Origin of the sequence: Paraburkholderia sp. XV, from assembly GCF_020177535.1 — a bacterium.
Taxonomy (GTDB): Bacteria; Pseudomonadota; Gammaproteobacteria; order Burkholderiales; family Burkholderiaceae; genus Paraburkholderia; species Paraburkholderia caribensis.
This window is the reverse complement of record NZ_JAGUUD010000005.1, coordinates 41,441-60,269: the sequence shown is the minus strand read 5'-3', so window position 1 is coordinate 60,269 and position 18,829 is coordinate 41,441. Positions and strand designations below refer to the sequence as shown.

Sequence of the window (18,829 nt, the reverse complement as noted above, 5' to 3'; positions counted from 1 at the left end):
TCTCTCGCGCATCGACGCGCTGCCCGGGCGCAACTTGCCGCGCTCGCCTGCGGCCTCGCGGCAGTCGCCGTGCTTGCCGTGGTCGCGTCGAGCGGCGCGGCGACGCTCGCGCTCGCGCTCGTCGCGGCGCTGTGCGCGTTGTCGATTGCGGCCGCCATGGTCAGCGTGATCGCCGCCGCACGCACGCAGGCGCTTTCCGCCTCCAACGCGGGCCGCGACGAGTCGCGCATGATGGGCATCATCCGCTCGTCGATGGAAGCGATCATCACGATCGACGAGGCGCAGAACATCGTCATTTTCAACCCGACCGCGGAACGCATCTTCGGCGTGTCCGCCGCGCAGGCGCTCGGCACGCCGCTGTCGCGCTTCATCCCGCAGCGGTATCGCGACAGCCACGCGCAGCACGTCGCGCAATTCGGCGCGACTGGCATCTCCGAGCGAATCATGGGACGGCAGCCGATTCTGTTCGGCTTGCGCGCGAACGGCGAAGAATTCCCGCTGGAGGCATCGATTTCGCAGATACGCGAGGACGCCGGCAAGCTCTATACGGTGATGTTGCGCGACGTCACCGAACGCGTGAAGTCGGAAAACGCGCTTAAGCAGTCGCGTGAGGAACTGCGGCGGCTGTCGGCCAACCTGCAGAGCGTGCGCGAGGAGGAAAAAACGCGCATTGCCCGCGAGTTGCACGACGACCTCGGCCAGCAGCTCACCGCGCTGAAAATGGAGCTTTCCGTGCTCGAAGACCAGCTGACTTCGCGTTCGGGCACCCGTGAGCGGATCGACGCCATGTCGCGCCTGCACGGCATGGCTCGCACGATCGATGCGACGGTGGCGTCATTGCGCCGCATCGCCGCCGATCTGCGCCCCGTGATGCTCGACGATCTGGGCCTCGCGCCTGCCATCGAATGGCTTGCGAACGATTTCACCAGCCGCTATGGGATCGCTGTCGAACGATACATCGACGCAGGCGACGCTGCGTTCAAAAAGGACGCTGCGACGGCCCTGTTCCGCATCGTCCAGGAAGCGCTGACCAACGTCGCGCGTCACGCCGAAGCCAGTGCCGTCGAGCTGACGCTGCAAGCGAGCAGTCAACACTATGTGCTGCGCATCGCGGATAATGGCCGTGGCGCCGAACCTGACGCGGGCACGGGAGAGCACGCGGGCATCGACCGGCCGTTTGGCCTGATCGGCGTGCGCGAGCGGGCTCATATGCTGGGCGGCTCGGTTCGGATCGACACGACGAGGAACCAGGGCTTTGCGTTGACCGTGACCTTTCCCTTGCAAGCCGTGCAACAGGAACATACGCATCCATGATCAAGGTATTGCTTGCCGACGACCACACACTCGTGCGCGACGGGTTGCGCCACATTCTGCAATCCGCGAGCGGCTTCGAGGTGGCGGGCGAGGCATGCGACGGCGGCACGACCATCGCGCTGATCCGCGCCACGCAAGCCCATGTGCTGGTACTCGACCTGTCGATGCCGGGCCGCAACGGCGTCGATCTCATCAAGCAGATCAAGGACGAGCAACCCGCGCTGCGCATTCTCGTGCTGACCATGCACGCGGAGCAGCAATACGCGGTGCGCGCCTTCAAGGCGGGCGCATCCGGCTATATGACGAAGGAAAGCGCCAGCGCCGAACTGGTCGGCGCCGTGACGAAGGTGGCGTCGGGCGGCGTCTACGTCAGTCTCGCCATGGCCGAGCGCTTCGCGCAGCATCTGAACGAACCCGCCGAAGCGTTGCCGCATCACCGCCTGTCCGATCGCGAGTACGACGTGTTCCGCCGCATCGTCTCCGGCCAGAGCATCACCGAAATCGCGCACGAACTGTGCGTGAGCGTCAAAACCATCAGCACGCACAAGACCCGTATCCTCGAAAAAATGCAGATGCCGAACGAAAACGGCCTGGTGCGCTATGCGATCCGGCACAAGCTGATCGACGACGGGTCCGACATCTAGCCGCGACTCCTAAGGTTGCGCCGCTGTCAGTAGGAATATTCCTATAACACCTACCTAAACTCCTAGAGCCGGTTCCACCGTCTCCTATACATTTTTGAGATAGAGCCGTCGATACTGCTGGACATGGATACCGCCGTGCCAGCGCTCGCCGCCAAGGTCTATCTCGTCGACACCGCCGTCGAAGTGAGGCGCCGTCTTGCTTGCCTGCTGGGCGCCATTGCGGGCGTGGAAATCGCTGGCGAGGCTGAAGACGGGGACTCGGCGCTGGAAGGCATCCGTGCCTGCGACGCGGATATCGTCGTGCTCGACCTGCGCCTTGCCGACGGCAACAGCCTCGCCCTCATCGAGACGCTGTCCCGGATGCACCCGGCCATCGTCAAGATCGTGCTGACGAACCACATCGCGCGCGCTTTCCGCGACGCATGCAACGCGGCGGGCGCCGATTTTTTCTTCGACAAGACGTCTGAATTCGACGCGGCCTGCCGCGCCATCGCAGGCATCGCCCGGACGCAACGCGCGTCCTCGTGAGCGAACAGGAGCCGACCATGCTTGCCGCCACTGCCACTGCCACTGTCACTGAAACCGCCGCGGCCGACAGCGATCGTCCGATCATGCGCGCGGCGCGCGTCGTGCCGATTCATCCCGTTTCGCGCGCTGAGCCGCCGGCGCGTCGCGCGCCCCGCTGCTCGGCGTGCGCGATGCGTGCGCTCTGCATGCCCGCCGAACTGAGCGCGGATGAACTGACCCGGCTCGACGCCATCATTTGCGCGACGCGTTCCGTCAAGCGTGGTGACGCGCTCTATCGCGCGGGCGACGCGTTTCACAGCATTTACGCGGTGCGCGCGGGCTCGTTCAAGACGGTCGTGATGCATCGCGAGGGCCGTGAGCACGTGACGGGCTTCCAGATTGCCGGCGAGGCGCTGGGGCTCGACGGCGTCGGCACCTGTCAGCACAACTGCGATGCGATCGCGCTCGAAGACAGTGTGGTCTGCATCATTCCGTTTGCGCAGCTCGAAGCGGTCTGCCGCGAGCTGAAGCCGATGCAGCATCACATCTACCAGATGATGAGCAGCGAGATCGTCCGCGAATCCAGCCAGATGATGCTGCTCGGCACGATGACGGCCGAGCAGCGCGTCGCGACCTTCCTGCTGAATCTGTCGCGGCGCTTCAAGGCGCGCGGCTTCTCCGCCGCGGAGTTCCATCTGCGCATGACGCGCGAGGAAATCGGCTGCTATCTCGGGATGAAACTCGAAACCGTGAGCCGCATGTTCTCGAAGTTCCAGCGCGAGCGGCTCGTGGATGCGAACGGCAAGACGATCCGCATCCTCGACCACGAGGGGCTCGCGCGGGTCTAGCGCGAGCACGCCGGGATGGTCCACGCCAATCCGCGTTCGGCATGGGAAATCGACGAAACCCGGTTCGATCCCGCCGCGCCGCTCGCCGAGCAACTGCGCTTTGCACTGCAATACGCAGTGCTCGCGCCGTCCAATCACAATACGCAGCCGTGGCGCTTCATGATCGACGGCAGCACCGTGCAGGTGTGCGTGGACCGACTGCGGGCGCTGCCCGTCGTCGATCCGTTCGATCGCGGGTTGATCATCAGTTGCGGCGCGGCGCTCTTCAACCTGCGCGTGGCGTTGAGCCACTTCGGGTTCAGCTACGCGATCACGCTGTTTCCTTCGGACCCGGACCCCGATGTCGTCGCGCTGGTGCATGTGTCGCGTGACGGTCGCGGCGACGCGGCCGTGGCGTCCCTGTTCGACGCGATCACGCGGCGCGTCACGACGCGCGCGCCCTTTGCCGACCAGCCCGTTCCCGCCGACGTGCAACAGAAGCTGGCCGACGCCTGCGAGGCGGAAGGCGCTTTCGCGGGCTGCCTGCACGCGCGCGCCGATCGCCAGGCAATCGCGCAGCTCGTGGCAGAGGCCGACCATACCCAGTTCGCCGACCCGCGCTTTCGCCGCGAACTTGCCGTCTGGATTCATCCGCGCCGGGTCGACGACGGGATGCCCGCGTACGGAACAGCCGTGAGCGGGCTGCTCGATTTCGCGGTGCCGCTCGTCTCCGCCGTGGTCCGCGTGTTCGACGCCGGCGCGGGGACGCCTGCGACGCACCGGCATCTGGTCGACGGCTCGCCGCTGATCGTCGGCATCGCCACCTCGCGCAACGACCGCGAGGCATGGGTTGCCGCCGGACAGGCGCTGGAACGCATGCTGCTGGTCGCCACCGCCGAAGGATTGACGGCCTCCTACCTCAACCAGCCAATCGAAGTGAGCACGCTACGCTTGCAGATCAGCGGCCTGCTGCATCTCGACGCGACGCCGCAACTGCTGTTGCGCGTCGGACGCGGCCCGCAGGCTGCGCACTCGCCGCGCCGCCCGCTCGCCGACGTCGTCATCTGACTTCGCGGCAGCAGCGCTTTGCCGCAGGCGCATGTCGGCGGCCCTTGACGTGCCTCAACTTCCAGCGACGCACACGCGGTAGATTGAAAGCGTCCGCCACGCCGAAAAGGAGCCGTCGATGCGAATCACCCTTCACCTCGATACGTTCGAATGCACCGAGCCGTCTGTCTATGCCATTCTCTGGCTCGACCGCGACGCCCGTAAATGGTCGCGCGAAGGACATGCCGTCATCGATCTGCCGGAATGGGGCGCGCTGGCACTGTCGAACGACAGCACGCGCATTCTCGACCCGGCAGGCGATCGCGTCTGCTGCGAGTTGGCGGGCCTCGATCTGCTCGATCTCGACGGACCGTTCGAAGGCGAATCCGGGCAGGCGCGCTGGTACCGCGATGCAGGTCGTGCGCCCATCGCCGGGCAATGGCACGTGCAGTGGATCGACGGGACTGAATCCGAGCCCGAGCACGGCGTTTTTGCCGACGAAGTGTGACCCGGCGCGGTACACGGCACGCACTCAACGGCGTGTCGTGGATGCAGCGGCCGCTGCCTGGAGCGCGCACTCCGCGGCGTCGAACGCGCGGCGCACGGCCTCTTCCGCGCTCTCCGCCGCATGGCGGCCGATCGGCTGTCGCTCGTGTGTCGCGGTGACGAGGTCGAGGCGCACATCGTAAAGCGGCTTGCCCGAACGCAGCCGCAGCGCTTCGATGGCCAGATGGCAGTCCGACAGCGATGCGCCGAACGGTTGCAGTCGCATCAGTTGCATCGCCGCCTCCGCTTCGAGCGCCGCCGTCGCATGACAGCCCAGATAGACAATCTGCATGCCGATGCCCACCATCGCCTCCCATTGACGCACTTTCATCGGATCCGCAGAGCGAGTCTCGCGCAGATCCATGCCGTCAGCGTATCGGCGACGCGTGAAAGCGCGATTGACCCATATCAACGCGGCAAAGCGTCTGCCGCCGGACGCGCCCGGCCAACTGGCACAAGCGTTCGCGAACTGATATAAATCAACCGTCTTTCACCAACCGCCGGGAATCACGATGACCGCGCCGGGCAACGATCCGTCCCGCAACGATGACGCGGCGTCCGCATCGGATGTGCGGCTCGACGACCGGTTTTTCCTGTTGATCGAAGCGGTTCAGGACTACGCCATCTTCATGCTCGATCCTGCTGGCAATGTCGCCAGCTGGAATCGCGGCGCACAGCGCATCAAAGGCTATTCACACGACGAGATCATCGGCCGTCATTTTTCGACGTTCTACACGGAAGAGGACATCGCCGCCGGCAAGCCGGCCCGCGAACTGGCAACGGCCGCCGCCGAAGGGCGCGTCGAGGACGAAGGCTGGCGCGTGCGGCGCGACGGCTCGCGGTTCTGGGCCAACGTCACCATTTCAGCCGTGCGCGACGCCAACGGCACGCTGCTCGGCTTCGCCAAGGTCACGCGCGACATGACCGACCGCATGCGCCTTGCGGAACTCGAACGGGCGAGCGAGGTGTCGGCGCAGGTGCAGATCACGCGCGAGAACGAGCAGAAGCGCATCGCGCGCGAACTGCACGATGACCTCGGGCAGCAGTTGACCGCGCTGAAAATGAGTGTCGCGCTGATGGAAGCGACGCTGGCCGCGAAGACCGAGACCGCGCCGCTGGTGCCAAAAACGCGCGCGCTGCAACAGGAGATCGACGCGATGGCGACGTCGCTGCGCCGCATCGCCTCCGATCTCCGCCCGCCGCTGCTCGACGATCTCGGCCTCGCGGCCGCGCTCGAATGGCTCGCTGAAGACTTCACGAAGCGCTACGGCGTCGTCGCGACGGTTCATATCGAAGCTGGCGATCCGCATTTCCCCGCCCGGTTCAATGAGTTCGCTTCGACCAACCTGTTTCGCATCGTGCAGGAAGCGCTGACCAACGTCGCGCGTCACGCGAACGCGAGCCGCGTGCGCATCGAGCTGGCGCGCACCGGCAATCTCGTCTCGCTCGACATCGAGGACAACGGCGTGGGCGCAACGCTCGCGCTGCCGCCCATCAGCGCGTCGTTCGGGCTGCTTGGCATTCGCGAGCGCGTCAGGCAGCTACAGGGCACGGTGTCGTTCGTCAGTGCGCCGGGCGAGGGCTTTCACATTTCGATTCGCGTGCCCGTTGCCGCTGTGGCGGCGGTGCAGTGAGCGCTGCTGTCGCCCGTCACGGCTTGCGTTTTTGCTGCGCGTCGGCGTCGTCTTCCCAGTCGTGCCATTCCACGTTGTGCTGTTCCAGGTACGCATCCACGGCCACGCCCGTCGTCGGAAAGAAATGCTGTTCGCCCATCGTGTCGAACAGACCGTAGCGCCGCAGCATGTCCTTCACCGGTCCCTTCATCTCGGCAAAACACAGTTCGATGTGCCGCTCGTGCAGACTTGCATGGAACGCGCGCAGTATTTCGCTGGCCGTGACGTCGACATCCGTGATCGGCTCGGCGGCGACGACGACCCACCTGGCGGGCGCGGCCGCCGTTTCGATCGCGCGCTGTACATGGTCGCGAAAAATCTCGGCATTCGCGAAGAAAAGCGGCGCATCCCAGCGGTACAGCACCAGCCCCGGAATGGTCCGCGCAGCGGGATGCCGCGAAATGTCGTGGTAGCCCTTGCGTCCGTCGACGCGGCCAAGCACGGCGTCATAGGGCCGCCACGCGCGCCAGACGAATGCCATCAGCGCCAGCCCGACGGCGATGAAAATGCCCTGGATCGGACCGATCAGCGCGACACCCGCAAAGCACGCCATCGACTGCGTGAACTCGCTGCGACGCAGGCGCAACAGGCGGATCACGTCTCGCACTTCGAACAGCCCGAGGCCCGCCGCCACCACCACGGCGCCAAGCGCGGCGGCGGGCAGCGAGCGCAGCAGCGTCGGCGCGAAGATCAGCAAGGCGGCGACGCACAGCGCGGCGACGATCCCCGTGAGCTGCGTTTTCGCGCCCGCTGATTCGGCGACGGGCGTGCGCGACGAACTGCTCGTGACGGGGAAGCCGTGGAACAGCCCCGCGGCGATGTTGGCCGCGCCGAGCGCGACCAGTTCCTGATTGCGGTCGACGCGCTCGCCGCTGCGTTCCGCGAACACGCGCGACAGCACGCTGATATCCGCGAGAGAAATCAGCCCGACGGCAATCGCGCCGGGCACCAGCGCGACGATCTGATCGAATAAAACGGAAGGGAACCACGGCACGGGCAAGCCCTGCGGCACGTCGCCGACCACGGCGACGCCCGCTCGCGCGTCCAGCCCGAGCAGCGCGACGGCCAGCGTCGCGCCGACCATGGCGACGAGTATCCCCGGCACCACGGGCATCCAGCGCTTGCAGGCGAAAATGACCAGCAGGCACGCGGCGCCGATCGCGCACGTCACCTCGTTCAGCTTGCCGTCCACTACGCCGCGCGCGAGGCCCGCCACGACCTGCACCAGGTTGCTGCCCTTCACGTCGAAGCCGAGCAGCTTCGGCGCCTGGCTGATGATGACCGTCAGCGCGACGCCGTTCAGAAAGCCCTGGCGGATCGGCTTCGACAACAGGTCGGTGAGAAACCCCAGACGGCATACGCCGACCGCGATGCAGAACACGCCCGACAGGATCGCCAGCATGCCCGCCAGCGCCGCCACGTGCTCCGGGCGCGCGCCTGCAATCGGCAGCACGATCGACGCGATCAACGCGGCCAGCGCCGAGTCGGGACCGAGCACGAGAATGCGGCTCGGCCCGAACGCCGCATACGCGACGACGGCCGCGATGGTGGCGTAGAGCCCCGTGATGGCGGGCAGGTGCGCCGCTTCGGCGTAGCCCAGCCCGGCGGGCACGAGCACCGTGGTGAGCACCATGCCCGCGATCAGATCGTGCGAGAACCATGCGCGCCGATACGCGCGCAGCGTCGCGATGCCCGGCACGCGGCGCAGCAAGGAATGGAGGCGGCGGGTGCCGGCATGATCCCGATGACTGGTCGCTCGGCTCATCGCCCGCCCTGTCGAGTAAACAAGCGCTTCACGTCGGATGCGCGGCCGCGAGGCGCCTGCCGCCCCGCCGCCGCCGCATGTCACATGAACCAGCTTATGCCCGCAGATGGGGTGACAGCAATCCGCCCGTCATTCGACGCGTCGCAACTCGCGACGAAGTATCTTGCCGACCGTCGACTTCGGCAACGCATCGACGAAGTGAACGACCTTGGGCACCTTGTACGCCGCCATGCTCGCGCGGCAATGCGCGATCAGCGCCTGCTGCGTCACGTCGGCACCCGGCGCGGTGACGACGAACAGCCTGAGCGCCTCGCCCGTCTTTTCATCGGGCACGCCGACACACGCGCATTCGGCGACGCCGGGGAACGCGGTCGCCACCGCTTCGACTTCGTTCGGGTAAACGTTGAAGCCGGAGACGATCACCATGTCCTTCTTGCGATCGACGATTTTCAGAAAGCCCTTGTCGTCGAATACGCCGATGTCGCCGGTGCGGAAATAGCCATCCGCCGTGAAAGCGCGCGCATTGGCCTCGGGCTGCTGCCAGTAGCCGCGCATCACTTGCGGGCCCTTGACGCAGATTTCACCCGCCTCGCCGACGCCCGCTTCGCGGCCGTCGTCGTCGAGCAGCTTGACGTCGGTGGAAGGGACGGGCAGACCCGTGTTGCCCGTGAACCCGTCGATGAACTGCGGGTTGAACGACACCACGGGCGACGTCTCCGACAATCCGTAGCCCTCGCGGATAAAGCTGCCCGTCACGGCCTTCCAGCGCGCCGACACGACATCGATCATGGCCGCCCCGCCGCCCGCGGACAGCCTGAGCCGCGACCAGTCCACTTCCGCGAGGCGCGGATGCGCGGCCAGCCCCGCGTACAGCGTGTTGACGCCGACGAAGACGGTCGGACGCGCGGCCTTCAGCACGTCGATGAACGGCTCGACGTCGCGCGGATTCGCCACGAGCCAGTTCTCCGCGCCGATGGAGAAGTACGTGAGGAAATTCACCGTCAGCGCGAAGATGTGATAAAGCGGAATCGCCGTGACGACGACCTCGACGCCGGGCCGCAGCGAATCGGGCATGAAGGCTTTGAACTGCTCGATGTTCGCGACCAGATTGCGATGCGACAGCGCGGCGCCCTTCGAAAGCCCCGTCGTGCCGCCCGTGTATTGCAGAAAGAGCAGATCGCTGCCCGTGACGTCGACGGGATCGGCGGCGAGCCGCTCGCCCTGCGCGAGCGCTTGCGGCAGCGTGAGCGCGTTGTGCAGCGCGCCGTCCGGCTTCACATCGGCGGCGGGTCCGGCAAGCGTGGCGCCGCTGCCGTCGCCTGCGCCTGCCGTGATCACCGTGCGAATCTTCGTGCCGTCGATGACTTCGGCCAGCGTGCGCGTCGAGCCGTCGAACACGACGATCGTTTCGACGCCCGCGTCGTTTAGCTGATGCTCCAGTTCACGCGCCGTGTAGAGCGGATTGACGTTGACCTGCACCGCGCCGATCCTCGCGATGGCGATGAACGCGATGGGAAACGCCAGCACGTTCGGCAGCATCACGGCCACGCGGTCGCCCTTGCCGACGCCCGCCACCTTCTGCAGATACGCAGCGAATGCCGACGACAGGCGGTCGATGTCCGCATAGGTCAATGTGTGGCCGAACGCGCGGAACGCGGGCCTGGCCGCGAACTCGCGCATCGCGCCTTGCAGCAGCGCGTTGATCGACGGATAGCGGCCGGCGTCGATCTCCGCAGGGATCGAGCCATACGAGGCAATCCAGTGCCGTTGACTGGCGTGGCTTTCCACGGGCGGCTTCATGCAATGACGGGGGCTGATGTGGCTGTCGTCCACGCTGTCTCCTGATCGATCTTTTATGCAGGTGGAACTATCGCGCGCGCCCGCGCGGATGCAAATGATCGGCGAGGCCGAAATGGTGATCGCAACGGACAAGCTGCTTCGCCCTCGATCGCTGCGCCAGCCGCCATTCACGTGTGTTTGCGCGAGGTATTGGCAGGGTAAATAAGGGTGAACCCTATGGCGAGCGAATGCGTTCGGGCGCAGAATTCCGGGCACGCAAGCGGTATCTTTTCGGACACAGGACTCATTCACGTATGCAGCAACGCGCGCCCGCGCACGCGGCGGCAACTCATCGGCACGCGCCGTCCGTGATCGGATGGCGTGAAAAGCGCTTTGCGCCGTCCAAGCTCGTCGCGCTGCTCGACGTGACCTCGGAAGCCGGCATCGACGCGAATGCCGTGCTGGCGGGCACGGAACTCGACGCCGCGGCCGTCGCCAACCCGTTCACGCTGACTTCCTCGCTGCAATTCCTGATTGCGGCGCGCAATGCCGTTCGTCTATGCGAGCGGCCCGATCTCGGCGTGCGTGTCGGCTGCCGTTTGCATGCCTCGAGCTACGGCATGTATGGCTACGCGTTGCTGTGCTCGGAAGCGCTCGCGCAGACCTTCGATACCGCCGTCAAATACCATCAACTCGCCAACGGCATGCTCGACATCCGCTGGTTCGAGCATGACGACGCGGCATCGTGGGTCTTTCCGAATCGCGACGAAGTGCGCATGCCCGACATCGGCGAGCCGTTGTATCGCTTTCTGATCGACCTGCAGTTCGCCGTGCACGTGACGGTCATCAAGGACGTGATGGGCGCATGGTGCGTGCCCGCGCGCGCGATGTTCACGCAGGCGCAACCGCCGCATGCGGCGTTGCTGTCGGACGTGCTGGAGTGTCCGCTCGCCTTCGAGCAGCCGCAGAATCTGCTGAGCTACCCCGCCGCGTGGCTCTCGCGTGCGCCGCAACTCGCCAATCCGATCACGGCCGCACAAGTCTCGACGCAATGCGCGCGTCTGGTCGAACAGTTCCGCTGGCAAGCGGGCGTGACACGGCGTGTCTACCAGGAACTCACGCGTACGCCCGGCAGATTCCCGGACATCGAAGAGATCGCGCAGAGCCTGTGCATGACCTCGCGCACGCTTCGCCGCAAGCTCGAAGCGGAAGGCGCGTCGTATAGCGAGCTATTGACGGGTGTGCGCAAGGCGCTCGCTGTCGACTATCTCGGCACGACGGCGCTGAGCATCGAAGACATTGCCTTGACGCTGGGTTTCAGCGACGCCGTGAGTTTTCGTCATGCGTTCAAGCGCTGGACAGGCAAGACGCCGAACGATGTGCGGCGCGATCGCGGTGCGGCGCTTCCATAAACGAACGTCTATGGCGTGCCAAAGTTTGTTTTATTGTTCGGCGCGAAAGCCGCGACCTTACACTTGCCGAATACTCTGGAGCCGCTAGCGCTGCACAGCGCGTTCTCCTCATTCGAAAACATCCAGACCAAGGAGACGATGCCCGGCCTTCCGCGCATCAGCACCCCATGCCGCCCACTCTCGTCTACACGCACGCCGCCTGCCTGAACCATCAGCCCGGCCCGCATCATCCCGAATCGCCGGAACGGCTGAAGACCGTGTTGCAAACCTTGCGCGCGCCGGAATTCGCGGCGCTCGAATGGCGCGACGCGCCGATGGGCACGCTCGAACAGGTGCAACTCATTCACAACCAGGACTTCATCGACGAAGTGGCGGAGATCGCGCCGCAGCACGGCTATATGCCGCTCGACGGCGGCGATACCGTCATGTCGCCGGGTTCGTGGGAGGCCGTCATGCGCTGCGTCGGCGCGGCATGCGCGGGCGTCGATGCCGTGCTCAACGACGACGCGCGCAACGTATTCTGCGCGACGCGTCCATGCGGGCACCACGCGGAGCCCGGCAAGGCGATGGGCTTTTGCATCTTCAATCAGGCGGCCATCGCGGCGGCGTATGCGCACGACGTGCACAAACTGGAGCGCGTGGCCGTCGTCGATTTCGACGTTCATCACGGCAACGGCACCCAGGCTGCGTTTTACGACCGGCCCGAACTCTTCTATGCATCGAGTCATCAATCGCCGCTGTATCCCGGCACGGGCAAGTCGGCTGACACAGGCGTGAGCCACAATATCCTCAACGTGCCGCTGCCGCCGGGTTGCGATTCGGATCTGTTCCGGTCGCGCATCGAGGCGGACATGCTGCCCGCCGTGCGCGAGTTTCGCCCCGATCTGATCATTATTTCAGCGGGCTTCGACGCGCATCGGCTCGATCCGCTCGCCGCGCTGCGTCTCGACGATGACGACTTCCACTGGATCACGCGCGAACTGGTGCGCATCGCCGACGAGACCTGCGAGGGGCGCGTGGTGTCGATACTCGAAGGCGGATACAGCATGGAAGGGTTGTCGGGCGGCACGCGCGCGCATGTGCGCGCGTTGATGGGGAGCTGATCCGCAACGCTGCGTCTGGCATTGCAAGAACAGCCCGCGCATCGACGTCGACCGATGCGCGGGCTTTTCTTATTGTCCCTGTTGCTGCTGCAAATACTGCCTGACGTCATTCAACGACACCCGCCCCGAATGCGCGGTGTCGATCTGATCGAAGTGCTTCGCGATAAAACCAAGACCGCTGCTTTGCGCCTGCGCTTTCGTGATCGACGCGCCATTGCTCAGCACCGAATTCGCGCCCATGCGCGCGTCGATGCGCTGTTGCGCCTGCTGCTGCAATTGCGTCCCCGTGGATGGCGTAATGGCCGCTGCGCGGGTGCTCGGGAAAAACGGACCGTCGACGCCATGAGCGCCCTTTGGCAGCGTCACTGGCGCAACGGCCTGCGTCGCCGCGTGCGCGCTGCCCATCACGGCGCCGAGCACGACGATGATGGGAACAACGCGCGACAACCTATCGATTGATGACATGATCACTCGCCCTGAATAGATGAGCCGGGAATCCCCGCATCCGTGTCGGGCGGGGACCTGTTCCATTGAGCCTACTGCGCCGTCGCAGCCTGTGCGGTGGAAGTCGGCGTGCCCGCCGGGCTTTCGTCGTGCCACGGCGCGGGCAAGGTCCACAGCGATAGCGCGAGCGGAATCGGCTGCCCGCCGTAGTAGTTCACCAGATCGCTCTTCATCTTCGGACGCGCCACATCGTCCAGATAGATCATGTGCCCGCCCTGGAAGAAATTCACCTGGAGGTTCGGATTCAGGCCACGCACCGTTTGCAGACGCGCCAGCTCCTTCTCGGTCGTGAAGAACGGCGTGGCGAGATCGTGGAAGCCGTTCTCCGCGAGCACCTTCAGCTTCGGATTGAGCGTGATCGCGCCGAGCAGATCGGGCAGCGTATCGGGCAGCGGCTGGCCGTCATGCGAAAAGTCCCATGCCTCGATGACGTCGTCGTTCAGCGGCATGTAGGTCGCGTTCGGCGCCGTGTAGCCGAGATAGTCCGGCATCTGCGTCGCGAGCGCCGTCGTGAACGGCTGCGAGATCAGAATGTCCGACGGGTCGCCATCCGTTTGCAGGCGCGGGTCCGAATTGGGCAGCGACACGCGTCCGTCGTAACGGCCGATCGTATAGCCCGGCACCAGCGCGAAGCCAAACGAGTCGGTGCTGAAGTAGCCCTGCAGCGCCTGCAGCGTGAGACTCGACGGCCACTCCCACGATTGCAGCGTGCGCGTCGGCGGGACCACGGGGTTGCCGAGCGCATCGGGTATGCCGAGCTGGCTCAGCACCCACGTCTGCGCATACTGCTTGAAGTGGTTGTACTGACCCGTCGCGAAGATTTCCGATTGCAGCGCGAACAGGCCCTGATCGATCAACGGCGGCGACACCTGCCGATAATACGCCGCGACCTCAGCATAACCGGGGTAATAGCCGGCGAGCGTGTCGGTGTCGAGTTGCAGCCCCTCCGTGGTCAACAGAATTGCCACGGCTTCGATTGCGTCGGCGAAGTAGTTGAGAATCGACGACTGCAGCACGATGCCCGTCAGCGGCACGCCTGCCGTTTCGAGCGCCAGTGCGAGCATGTCGGTGCGCGGCGTGCCGTACGACTCGCCGTAGAGATAGATCGGCGACCCGGCGCGATGGTTGGCCGCCAGATAGCGGATGATGAAATCGCGCATGATGTTGACGTCGGAATCGACGCCCCAGAACTGCTTGTTCGTATGCGGCAGGACCGCTTCCGAAAGACCCGTGCCGGGCGGATCGATGAATACCATATCGGTCGTGTCGATCAGGCTTTCAGCATTGTCGACGAGGGGATAGTTCGGCCAGTTGGTGAGCAGCGGATCGGGCGTCGCGACGCGCGTGGGCGCGAACGAACCGAGCCGCAGCCAGATCGACGACGACCCCGGGCCGCCGTTATAGAGAAACGTCAGCGGGCGCGGCTTGCCGTTCGTGGCTGGCGCCGTGTAAGCCACGTACGACATCGTGGCTTCCGGATTGCCGTTTGCGTCCGCTGCCGTCAGGTGGCCTGTCGTCGTCGTATAGTTGACCGTCGTCTTGCCAGACTTCCACTGGTAGTGCATCACAGCCGCTTTCTCCGTGACCTGCGATGCAGCAAGGCCGTCGTTCGCATGCGGCGAATAGGGAATCGGATCGGTGTATGGCTTGTTGGCCGCCTGCGGCTGTGCCTGCTGTTGCGCGAGCGCTTGCGGATTCGCCGCCTGGCTCAACGCGCTCGTTGCCGACGAAGCGGGACTGCCGTCGCCTCCCCCGCATGCCGCCAGAACCAGCAACCCGAGAATCATCGCGCCTGAAGCGGCTAGCTGCCCCAGACGCGGGCGGCTCCAGCTAATGCTACGGTCTGGTTTCATTTCTGTCCCTATGACAGGTAAGTTACCGCTACACGAAGGCCGCCTTCGCCGATGAGGCGCATAGGCAACAGACAGCAGTGCAGAATTCGTCGGCACTCACAGCGGCTGACATTAAACTTTCTTGTTTCTAACAGCCTCGATACAGCCCGCACCAATTTTCTAATAATTTGGATCACTAATTACAAACGTTAATCCACACCGGTAAGTTGTACTCGGTCCTTTATTTCTTTCCGCTCGGGAAAGATTTGGTAATGAAGGTTGGCAGAGGAAAAATAGGAGGTCGGGCGGGGCTTTGTCAAGGCACGTTTTTACGCGCGATGCGTGGCGAATAGGAGCGAAACTTGCGTTCGCATCTATTGTTTCGGCTTCGAAAAATCACATCGAAATCATTGTCGTAATGTTTTATCGCGCGACCGACAAACCGAATTGAAGAATTACGCTTTTCTTTTCAACCAGGTATTGATCCGTGCCGAACCGGATTAATAACCGCTTTCGCCGCAACTAATGCGCGGACAACAGATTCGCCACCTGATTCGATTGTGTCTGCGCGGCAATGTCCTTCGCCGTCATGCCGCGATTGTCCTTCAGCGACTCATCAGCGCCGCGTGCGAGCAGCAGCTTGACGGTATCGGCGCGATCGTATCCCGCGGCCCACATCAACGCGGTGAGATCGTTCTTGTAGCGGCGGTTCACGTCGATGCCCGTATCGAGCAACTGCTTCACCACTTGCGTTTGCCCCTGCCCCGCCGCGTATTCCATCGCGGTCTTGCCGACGCGATCCGTCGCCAGCGGATCGGCGCCACGCGCGAGCAGCAACGCGACGATGCCGTCGTAGCCGCCATACGCGGCCGCCATCAGCGGCGTGACGCCGGACGCGTTGGCATGCTTCACGTTCGCGCCATGATCGACCATCACGCGCGCCAGTTCGGCGTCGCCCTTCTTGCACGCAGTGAGCAACGCTGTATCGCCGATGCGGGTTGCCGTATCGACGGCCGCGCCGCGATCGAGCGCGGCGATCGCGCTCGCGCGGTCGCCGTCTTTCGCGGCGGCAAGCAGCGTGCGATTCACCTCGCCCGCTTCTTCGGCGGCTGCGGGAAGCGCGGCGCCCGATGCGGCCCACAGTGCGCCCGCCATCAACAACGCAGTCGCCCCATATCGCACGGCGTGATACATGTTCGTCTCCCGAGGCTACTGCAGGTTCGCGACGTAACTGGCGAGGTTGCGGATATCGTCGTCAGTCAGATTGCGCGCGACGCTGCCCATGTTGCCGGCATCGTTGGTGCGCGTGCGGGAACGGAAGTCCTGCAACTGCTTGACGATGTACTGATAGTGCTGCCCGGCCACACGCGGTATCTCGTTCTGCCCCGCGAAGTTGCCGAGGTGGCACATCGTGCAAAGCTCCGCAGCGGACTTCTTGCGCCCCGCTTCGACCGCCACGCCGTCCGCCTTGAAATCGACGGGAACGGGTTTCTGCGCGGCGAAATAGTCGGCGAGATCCTGCATGTCGTCTTTCGAGAGGTTGGCCGCCATCGGCGACATGCGCGGGTCCTTGCGACGGCCTTCCTTGAAGTCCTTCAACTGAAGGTACACGTAACGTTGGGTCTGTCCGGCGAGCACGGGATACTGCGGATCGGTCGAATTGCCCATCGGGCCGTGACAGGCGACGCAGGTCTGCGCCTTCGTCTGGCCCGCTTGCGCGTCGGCGCGTGCGTCGGCTAGCGGCCACATAGCACCGCCCACACAAAGAAACACCGCGCAGACGCGCGCCACGATACGCGCGGCGCGCTGCGCGGTTGGAGATGACGTCCGGGCTCTCGTCATCACGGCAACGCGAAGACCAGCACCGTGTTGCCGCGTTTGAAGTCCAGTTGCGTGTTGCCGCCCGCCGCGACGGCGACGTACTGCTTGCCGCGCACGCTATACGAGACGGCCGGCGCATTGACGCCCGCGCCGCACTGAAATTCCCAGAGCTTCTTGCCCGTCGATGCGTCGAACGCGCGGAACAGGCCATTGCCTTCGCCGTTGAACACGAGCCCGCCCCCCGTCACGAGCACGCCGCCGATCAACGGCTGTGCCGTCTTGAAGTCCCACGCCACCTTGCCCGTGTCGACGTTGACGGCTGACAGCTTGCCCCATTGCTCTTCGGACGGAATCACCTTGAACGCGCCGCCCAGCCACAGCTTGCTGCCGCCGGGATAGGGCGCGTCCGTGACCTGATAGGTCATCGGTTGATGCAGGTTGGCCGCGTAGGCGAGGCGCGTCTTCGGATCGAACGCCATGGGCGACCATTCGACACCGCCGTTCGCACCCGGCAGCATCCGCGCGCCCTCGGCGGTGGGCAGCGTCCACATGTTCTCCTGCGGAATCATCGCCTGCGAGAAGCGGATCAGGCGGCCTGTTGCGCGATCGTGCACGTAAATATGGCCCGTCTTGCCGCCGTGGATCACGCCGGGAATCATCGTGCCGTTCGTGTCGCGCACGTCGATCAGGATCGGCGGGCTGACGGCGTCGAGGTCCCACACGTCGTGCGGCACGTACTGGTAATGCCATTTGTACTTGCCCGTGTCGAGATCGATGGCGACGAGAGAATCCGTATAGAGGTTATCGCCCGGCCGGATCGCGCCATACAGGTCCGGCGACGGGTTGCCGACCACGAAAAACACCGTATGCGTCTTGCGGTCGACGGCAGGTGTCATCCACACGCCGCCGCCGAGCGTCTTGTAGAAGTCGCCGCCTTTATCCGCGAGCTGCTTTTTCTCGGCGGCGATATCGCGCTTCTCGTCGCGGCCCGTTGCGTCCTTGGTCGCCCATACGCCTTCCTGGCCGGTGTCGGGGATCGTGTAGAAGGTCCACAGCAGTTGCCCGGAATTCGCGTCGAACGCCTTCACGAAGCCGCGTATGCCGTATTCGCCGCCGTTCGTGCCGATCAGCACCTTGCCGTCCACCACCGTCGGCGCCATCGTTTCCGAATAGCCTTCGTCAGGATCGGCGATCTTGGTTTCCCACAGCACGTTGCCCGTCTTCGCGTTGAGAGCGACCAGTTTCGCGTCGAGCGTGCCCATGAACAGCCGGTCGCCGGAGATCGCCACGCCGCGATTGTTGGGCCCGCAACAGAACGTCGTGACCGGCCCCATCTTGTGCTTGTAGTGCCAGAACTCCTTGCCCGTCACGGCATCGACGGCATAGACGTGATTGAACGACGTGGTGATGAACATCACGCCATTCGACACGATCGGCGCCGTTTCCATCGATTCGTTGACAGCCGTCTGGAAGATGAACACCGGCCTGAGCTTCGCCACGTTGGTCCGGTTGATCTGGGTGGCCGGATAGAAGCGCGTCTGCGCATACGATCCGTTCGGATGCAGCCAGTCGGACGTGTTGCCGGCGGCGCTGTCGAGCTGCGACTGACTGACGGGCGCAAACGTCGACGGCATCGGCGACGACGTGGTGGTGGACGTGTTCTGCACTTCGTCGGCGGCTCGCGCGGTGGGCGATGCGAGCGCGGCGAACAGCAAGGGAACGAAAACGGCGAGGTACCGCGGGGATGGAATCATGAGCGTCTCCTCGGCTTTTTATCGTTTGAGCTTGCGAGCGCTGGAGCGCGGCGGCTGTCCGCACGTAGACCACGGGTGGACGGGCACGCTCGCGCAACCCCTCTCAAACAACAAAAGCTTTGAAATTGGAACCGTTTGATTGCTTGGTCGGGACGGGTCGGCTGCGCAGATTCGGCGAGTACGGCATCACTCTCGCCCTCAAGGCCGGCTCAATTAAGCGTAGACGAAGCGATGCCGATTTACCAGGCGCGCGGCAGCGCATTGGCGCCCGGTTGCCGCGCAAATGAAGGTCGGTTCACGT

At 64.7% G+C, this 18,829-nt stretch carries 16 protein-coding genes and 1 pseudogene; 9 read left to right on the top strand and 8 right to left on the bottom strand.

Features of this window, described 5'->3' with window-relative positions; translation table 11 throughout:
• Positions 1–84 precede the first annotated feature (84 nt).
• The 6 genes and pseudogenes from KFO72_RS04275 to KFO72_RS04250 form a co-directional block, all read left to right on the top strand.
• A pseudogene (locus KFO72_RS04275) lies at positions 85–1,314 on the top strand (PAS domain S-box protein); the annotation flags it as partial.
• Complete coding sequence (locus KFO72_RS04270; protein WP_054932333.1) at positions 1,311–1,958, top strand: response regulator transcription factor; 648 nt, start codon at positions 1,311–1,313, stop codon at positions 1,956–1,958. The pseudogene KFO72_RS04275 and the gene KFO72_RS04270, both read left to right, overlap by 4 nt.
• A gap of 123 nt (positions 1,959–2,081) precedes the next feature.
• On the top strand, positions 2,082–2,486 hold the full coding sequence (locus KFO72_RS04265) for a response regulator (RefSeq protein WP_054932334.1): 405 nt from the start codon (positions 2,082–2,084) through the stop codon (positions 2,484–2,486).
• Positions 2,487–2,503: 17 nt separating this feature from the next.
• A complete protein-coding gene (fnr, locus tag KFO72_RS04260) occupies positions 2,504–3,313 on the top strand; it encodes a fumarate/nitrate reduction transcriptional regulator Fnr (protein ID WP_082433925.1) in 810 nt (269 codons plus the stop codon).
• A 15-nt stretch (positions 3,314–3,328) separates the two neighbouring features.
• On the top strand, positions 3,329–4,360 hold the full coding sequence (locus KFO72_RS04255; protein WP_060608400.1) for an Acg family FMN-binding oxidoreductase: 1,032 nt from the start codon (positions 3,329–3,331) through the stop codon (positions 4,358–4,360).
• Positions 4,361–4,478: 118 nt separating this feature from the next.
• Positions 4,479–4,847: a DUF3564 domain-containing protein gene (locus KFO72_RS04250; RefSeq protein WP_176053668.1), complete on the top strand. Its 369-nt coding sequence runs from the start codon at positions 4,479–4,481 to the stop codon at positions 4,845–4,847.
• Positions 4,848–4,871: 24 nt separating this feature from the next.
• Here the strand turns inward: KFO72_RS04250 and KFO72_RS04245 are convergent, their stop codons facing one another.
• Positions 4,872–5,216 carry a hypothetical protein gene (locus KFO72_RS04245; RefSeq protein WP_224099383.1) on the bottom strand — a complete coding sequence of 115 codons (345 nt, stop codon included), beginning with the start codon at positions 5,214–5,216 and terminating at the stop codon, positions 4,872–4,874.
• A 181-nt stretch (positions 5,217–5,397) separates the two neighbouring features.
• Here KFO72_RS04245 and KFO72_RS04240 point away from each other — a divergent pair, with 181 nt between their 5' ends.
• Positions 5,398–6,519 (top strand): PAS domain-containing sensor histidine kinase, encoded by a 1,122-nt coding sequence (locus KFO72_RS04240; protein ID WP_224099384.1) that lies wholly within the window; start codon positions 5,398–5,400, stop codon positions 6,517–6,519.
• Between the two features lie 16 nt (positions 6,520–6,535).
• Here KFO72_RS04240 and KFO72_RS04235 read toward each other — a convergent pair whose 3' ends face one another.
• Both KFO72_RS04235 and KFO72_RS04230 read right to left on the bottom strand, forming a co-directional pair.
• Positions 6,536–8,323 (bottom strand): SulP family inorganic anion transporter, encoded by a 1,788-nt coding sequence (locus KFO72_RS04235; protein WP_225031473.1) that lies wholly within the window; start codon positions 8,321–8,323, stop codon positions 6,536–6,538.
• A 129-nt stretch (positions 8,324–8,452) separates the two neighbouring features.
• On the bottom strand, positions 8,453–10,123 hold the full coding sequence (locus tag KFO72_RS04230) for an AMP-binding protein (protein ID WP_225031529.1): 1,671 nt from the start codon (positions 10,121–10,123) through the stop codon (positions 8,453–8,455).
• Positions 10,124–10,416: 293 nt separating this feature from the next.
• On the opposite strand from KFO72_RS04230, the gene KFO72_RS04225 reads away from it, so the two are divergent.
• Both KFO72_RS04225 and KFO72_RS04220 read left to right on the top strand, forming a co-directional pair.
• The gene (locus KFO72_RS04225) at positions 10,417–11,514 is read left to right on the top strand and encodes an AraC family transcriptional regulator (protein WP_060608417.1); all 1,098 of its coding nucleotides are present in this window, start codon (positions 10,417–10,419) and stop codon (positions 11,512–11,514) included.
• A 167-nt stretch (positions 11,515–11,681) separates the two neighbouring features.
• Positions 11,682–12,617, top strand: coding sequence for a histone deacetylase family protein (locus KFO72_RS04220; protein ID WP_225031472.1), 936 nt, complete (start codon positions 11,682–11,684; stop codon positions 12,615–12,617).
• A 69-nt stretch (positions 12,618–12,686) separates the two neighbouring features.
• Here the strand turns inward: KFO72_RS04220 and KFO72_RS04215 are convergent, their stop codons facing one another.
• The 5 genes from KFO72_RS04215 to KFO72_RS04195 form a co-directional block, all read right to left on the bottom strand.
• Entirely contained in the window at positions 12,687–13,082 is a 396-nt protein-coding gene (locus KFO72_RS04215; protein WP_054932343.1) for a hypothetical protein, read from the bottom strand.
• A 71-nt stretch (positions 13,083–13,153) separates the two neighbouring features.
• Positions 13,154–14,974 (bottom strand): S10 family serine carboxypeptidase-like protein, encoded by a 1,821-nt coding sequence (locus KFO72_RS04210; RefSeq protein WP_225031471.1) that lies wholly within the window; start codon positions 14,972–14,974, stop codon positions 13,154–13,156.
• Positions 14,975–15,475: 501 nt separating this feature from the next.
• Positions 15,476–16,108 (bottom strand): ankyrin repeat domain-containing protein, encoded by a 633-nt coding sequence (locus KFO72_RS04205; RefSeq protein WP_224099412.1) that lies wholly within the window; start codon positions 16,106–16,108, stop codon positions 15,476–15,478.
• Between the two features lie 54 nt (positions 16,109–16,162).
• Positions 16,163–16,702, bottom strand: coding sequence for a c-type cytochrome (locus tag KFO72_RS04200; RefSeq protein ID WP_225031470.1), 540 nt, complete (start codon positions 16,700–16,702; stop codon positions 16,163–16,165).
• A 92-nt stretch (positions 16,703–16,794) separates the two neighbouring features.
• Positions 16,795–18,528, bottom strand: a complete 1,734-nt coding sequence (locus KFO72_RS04195) for a pyrroloquinoline quinone-dependent dehydrogenase (protein ID WP_054932347.1) — start codon at positions 18,526–18,528, stop codon at positions 16,795–16,797.
• Positions 18,529–18,829 lie beyond the last annotated feature (301 nt).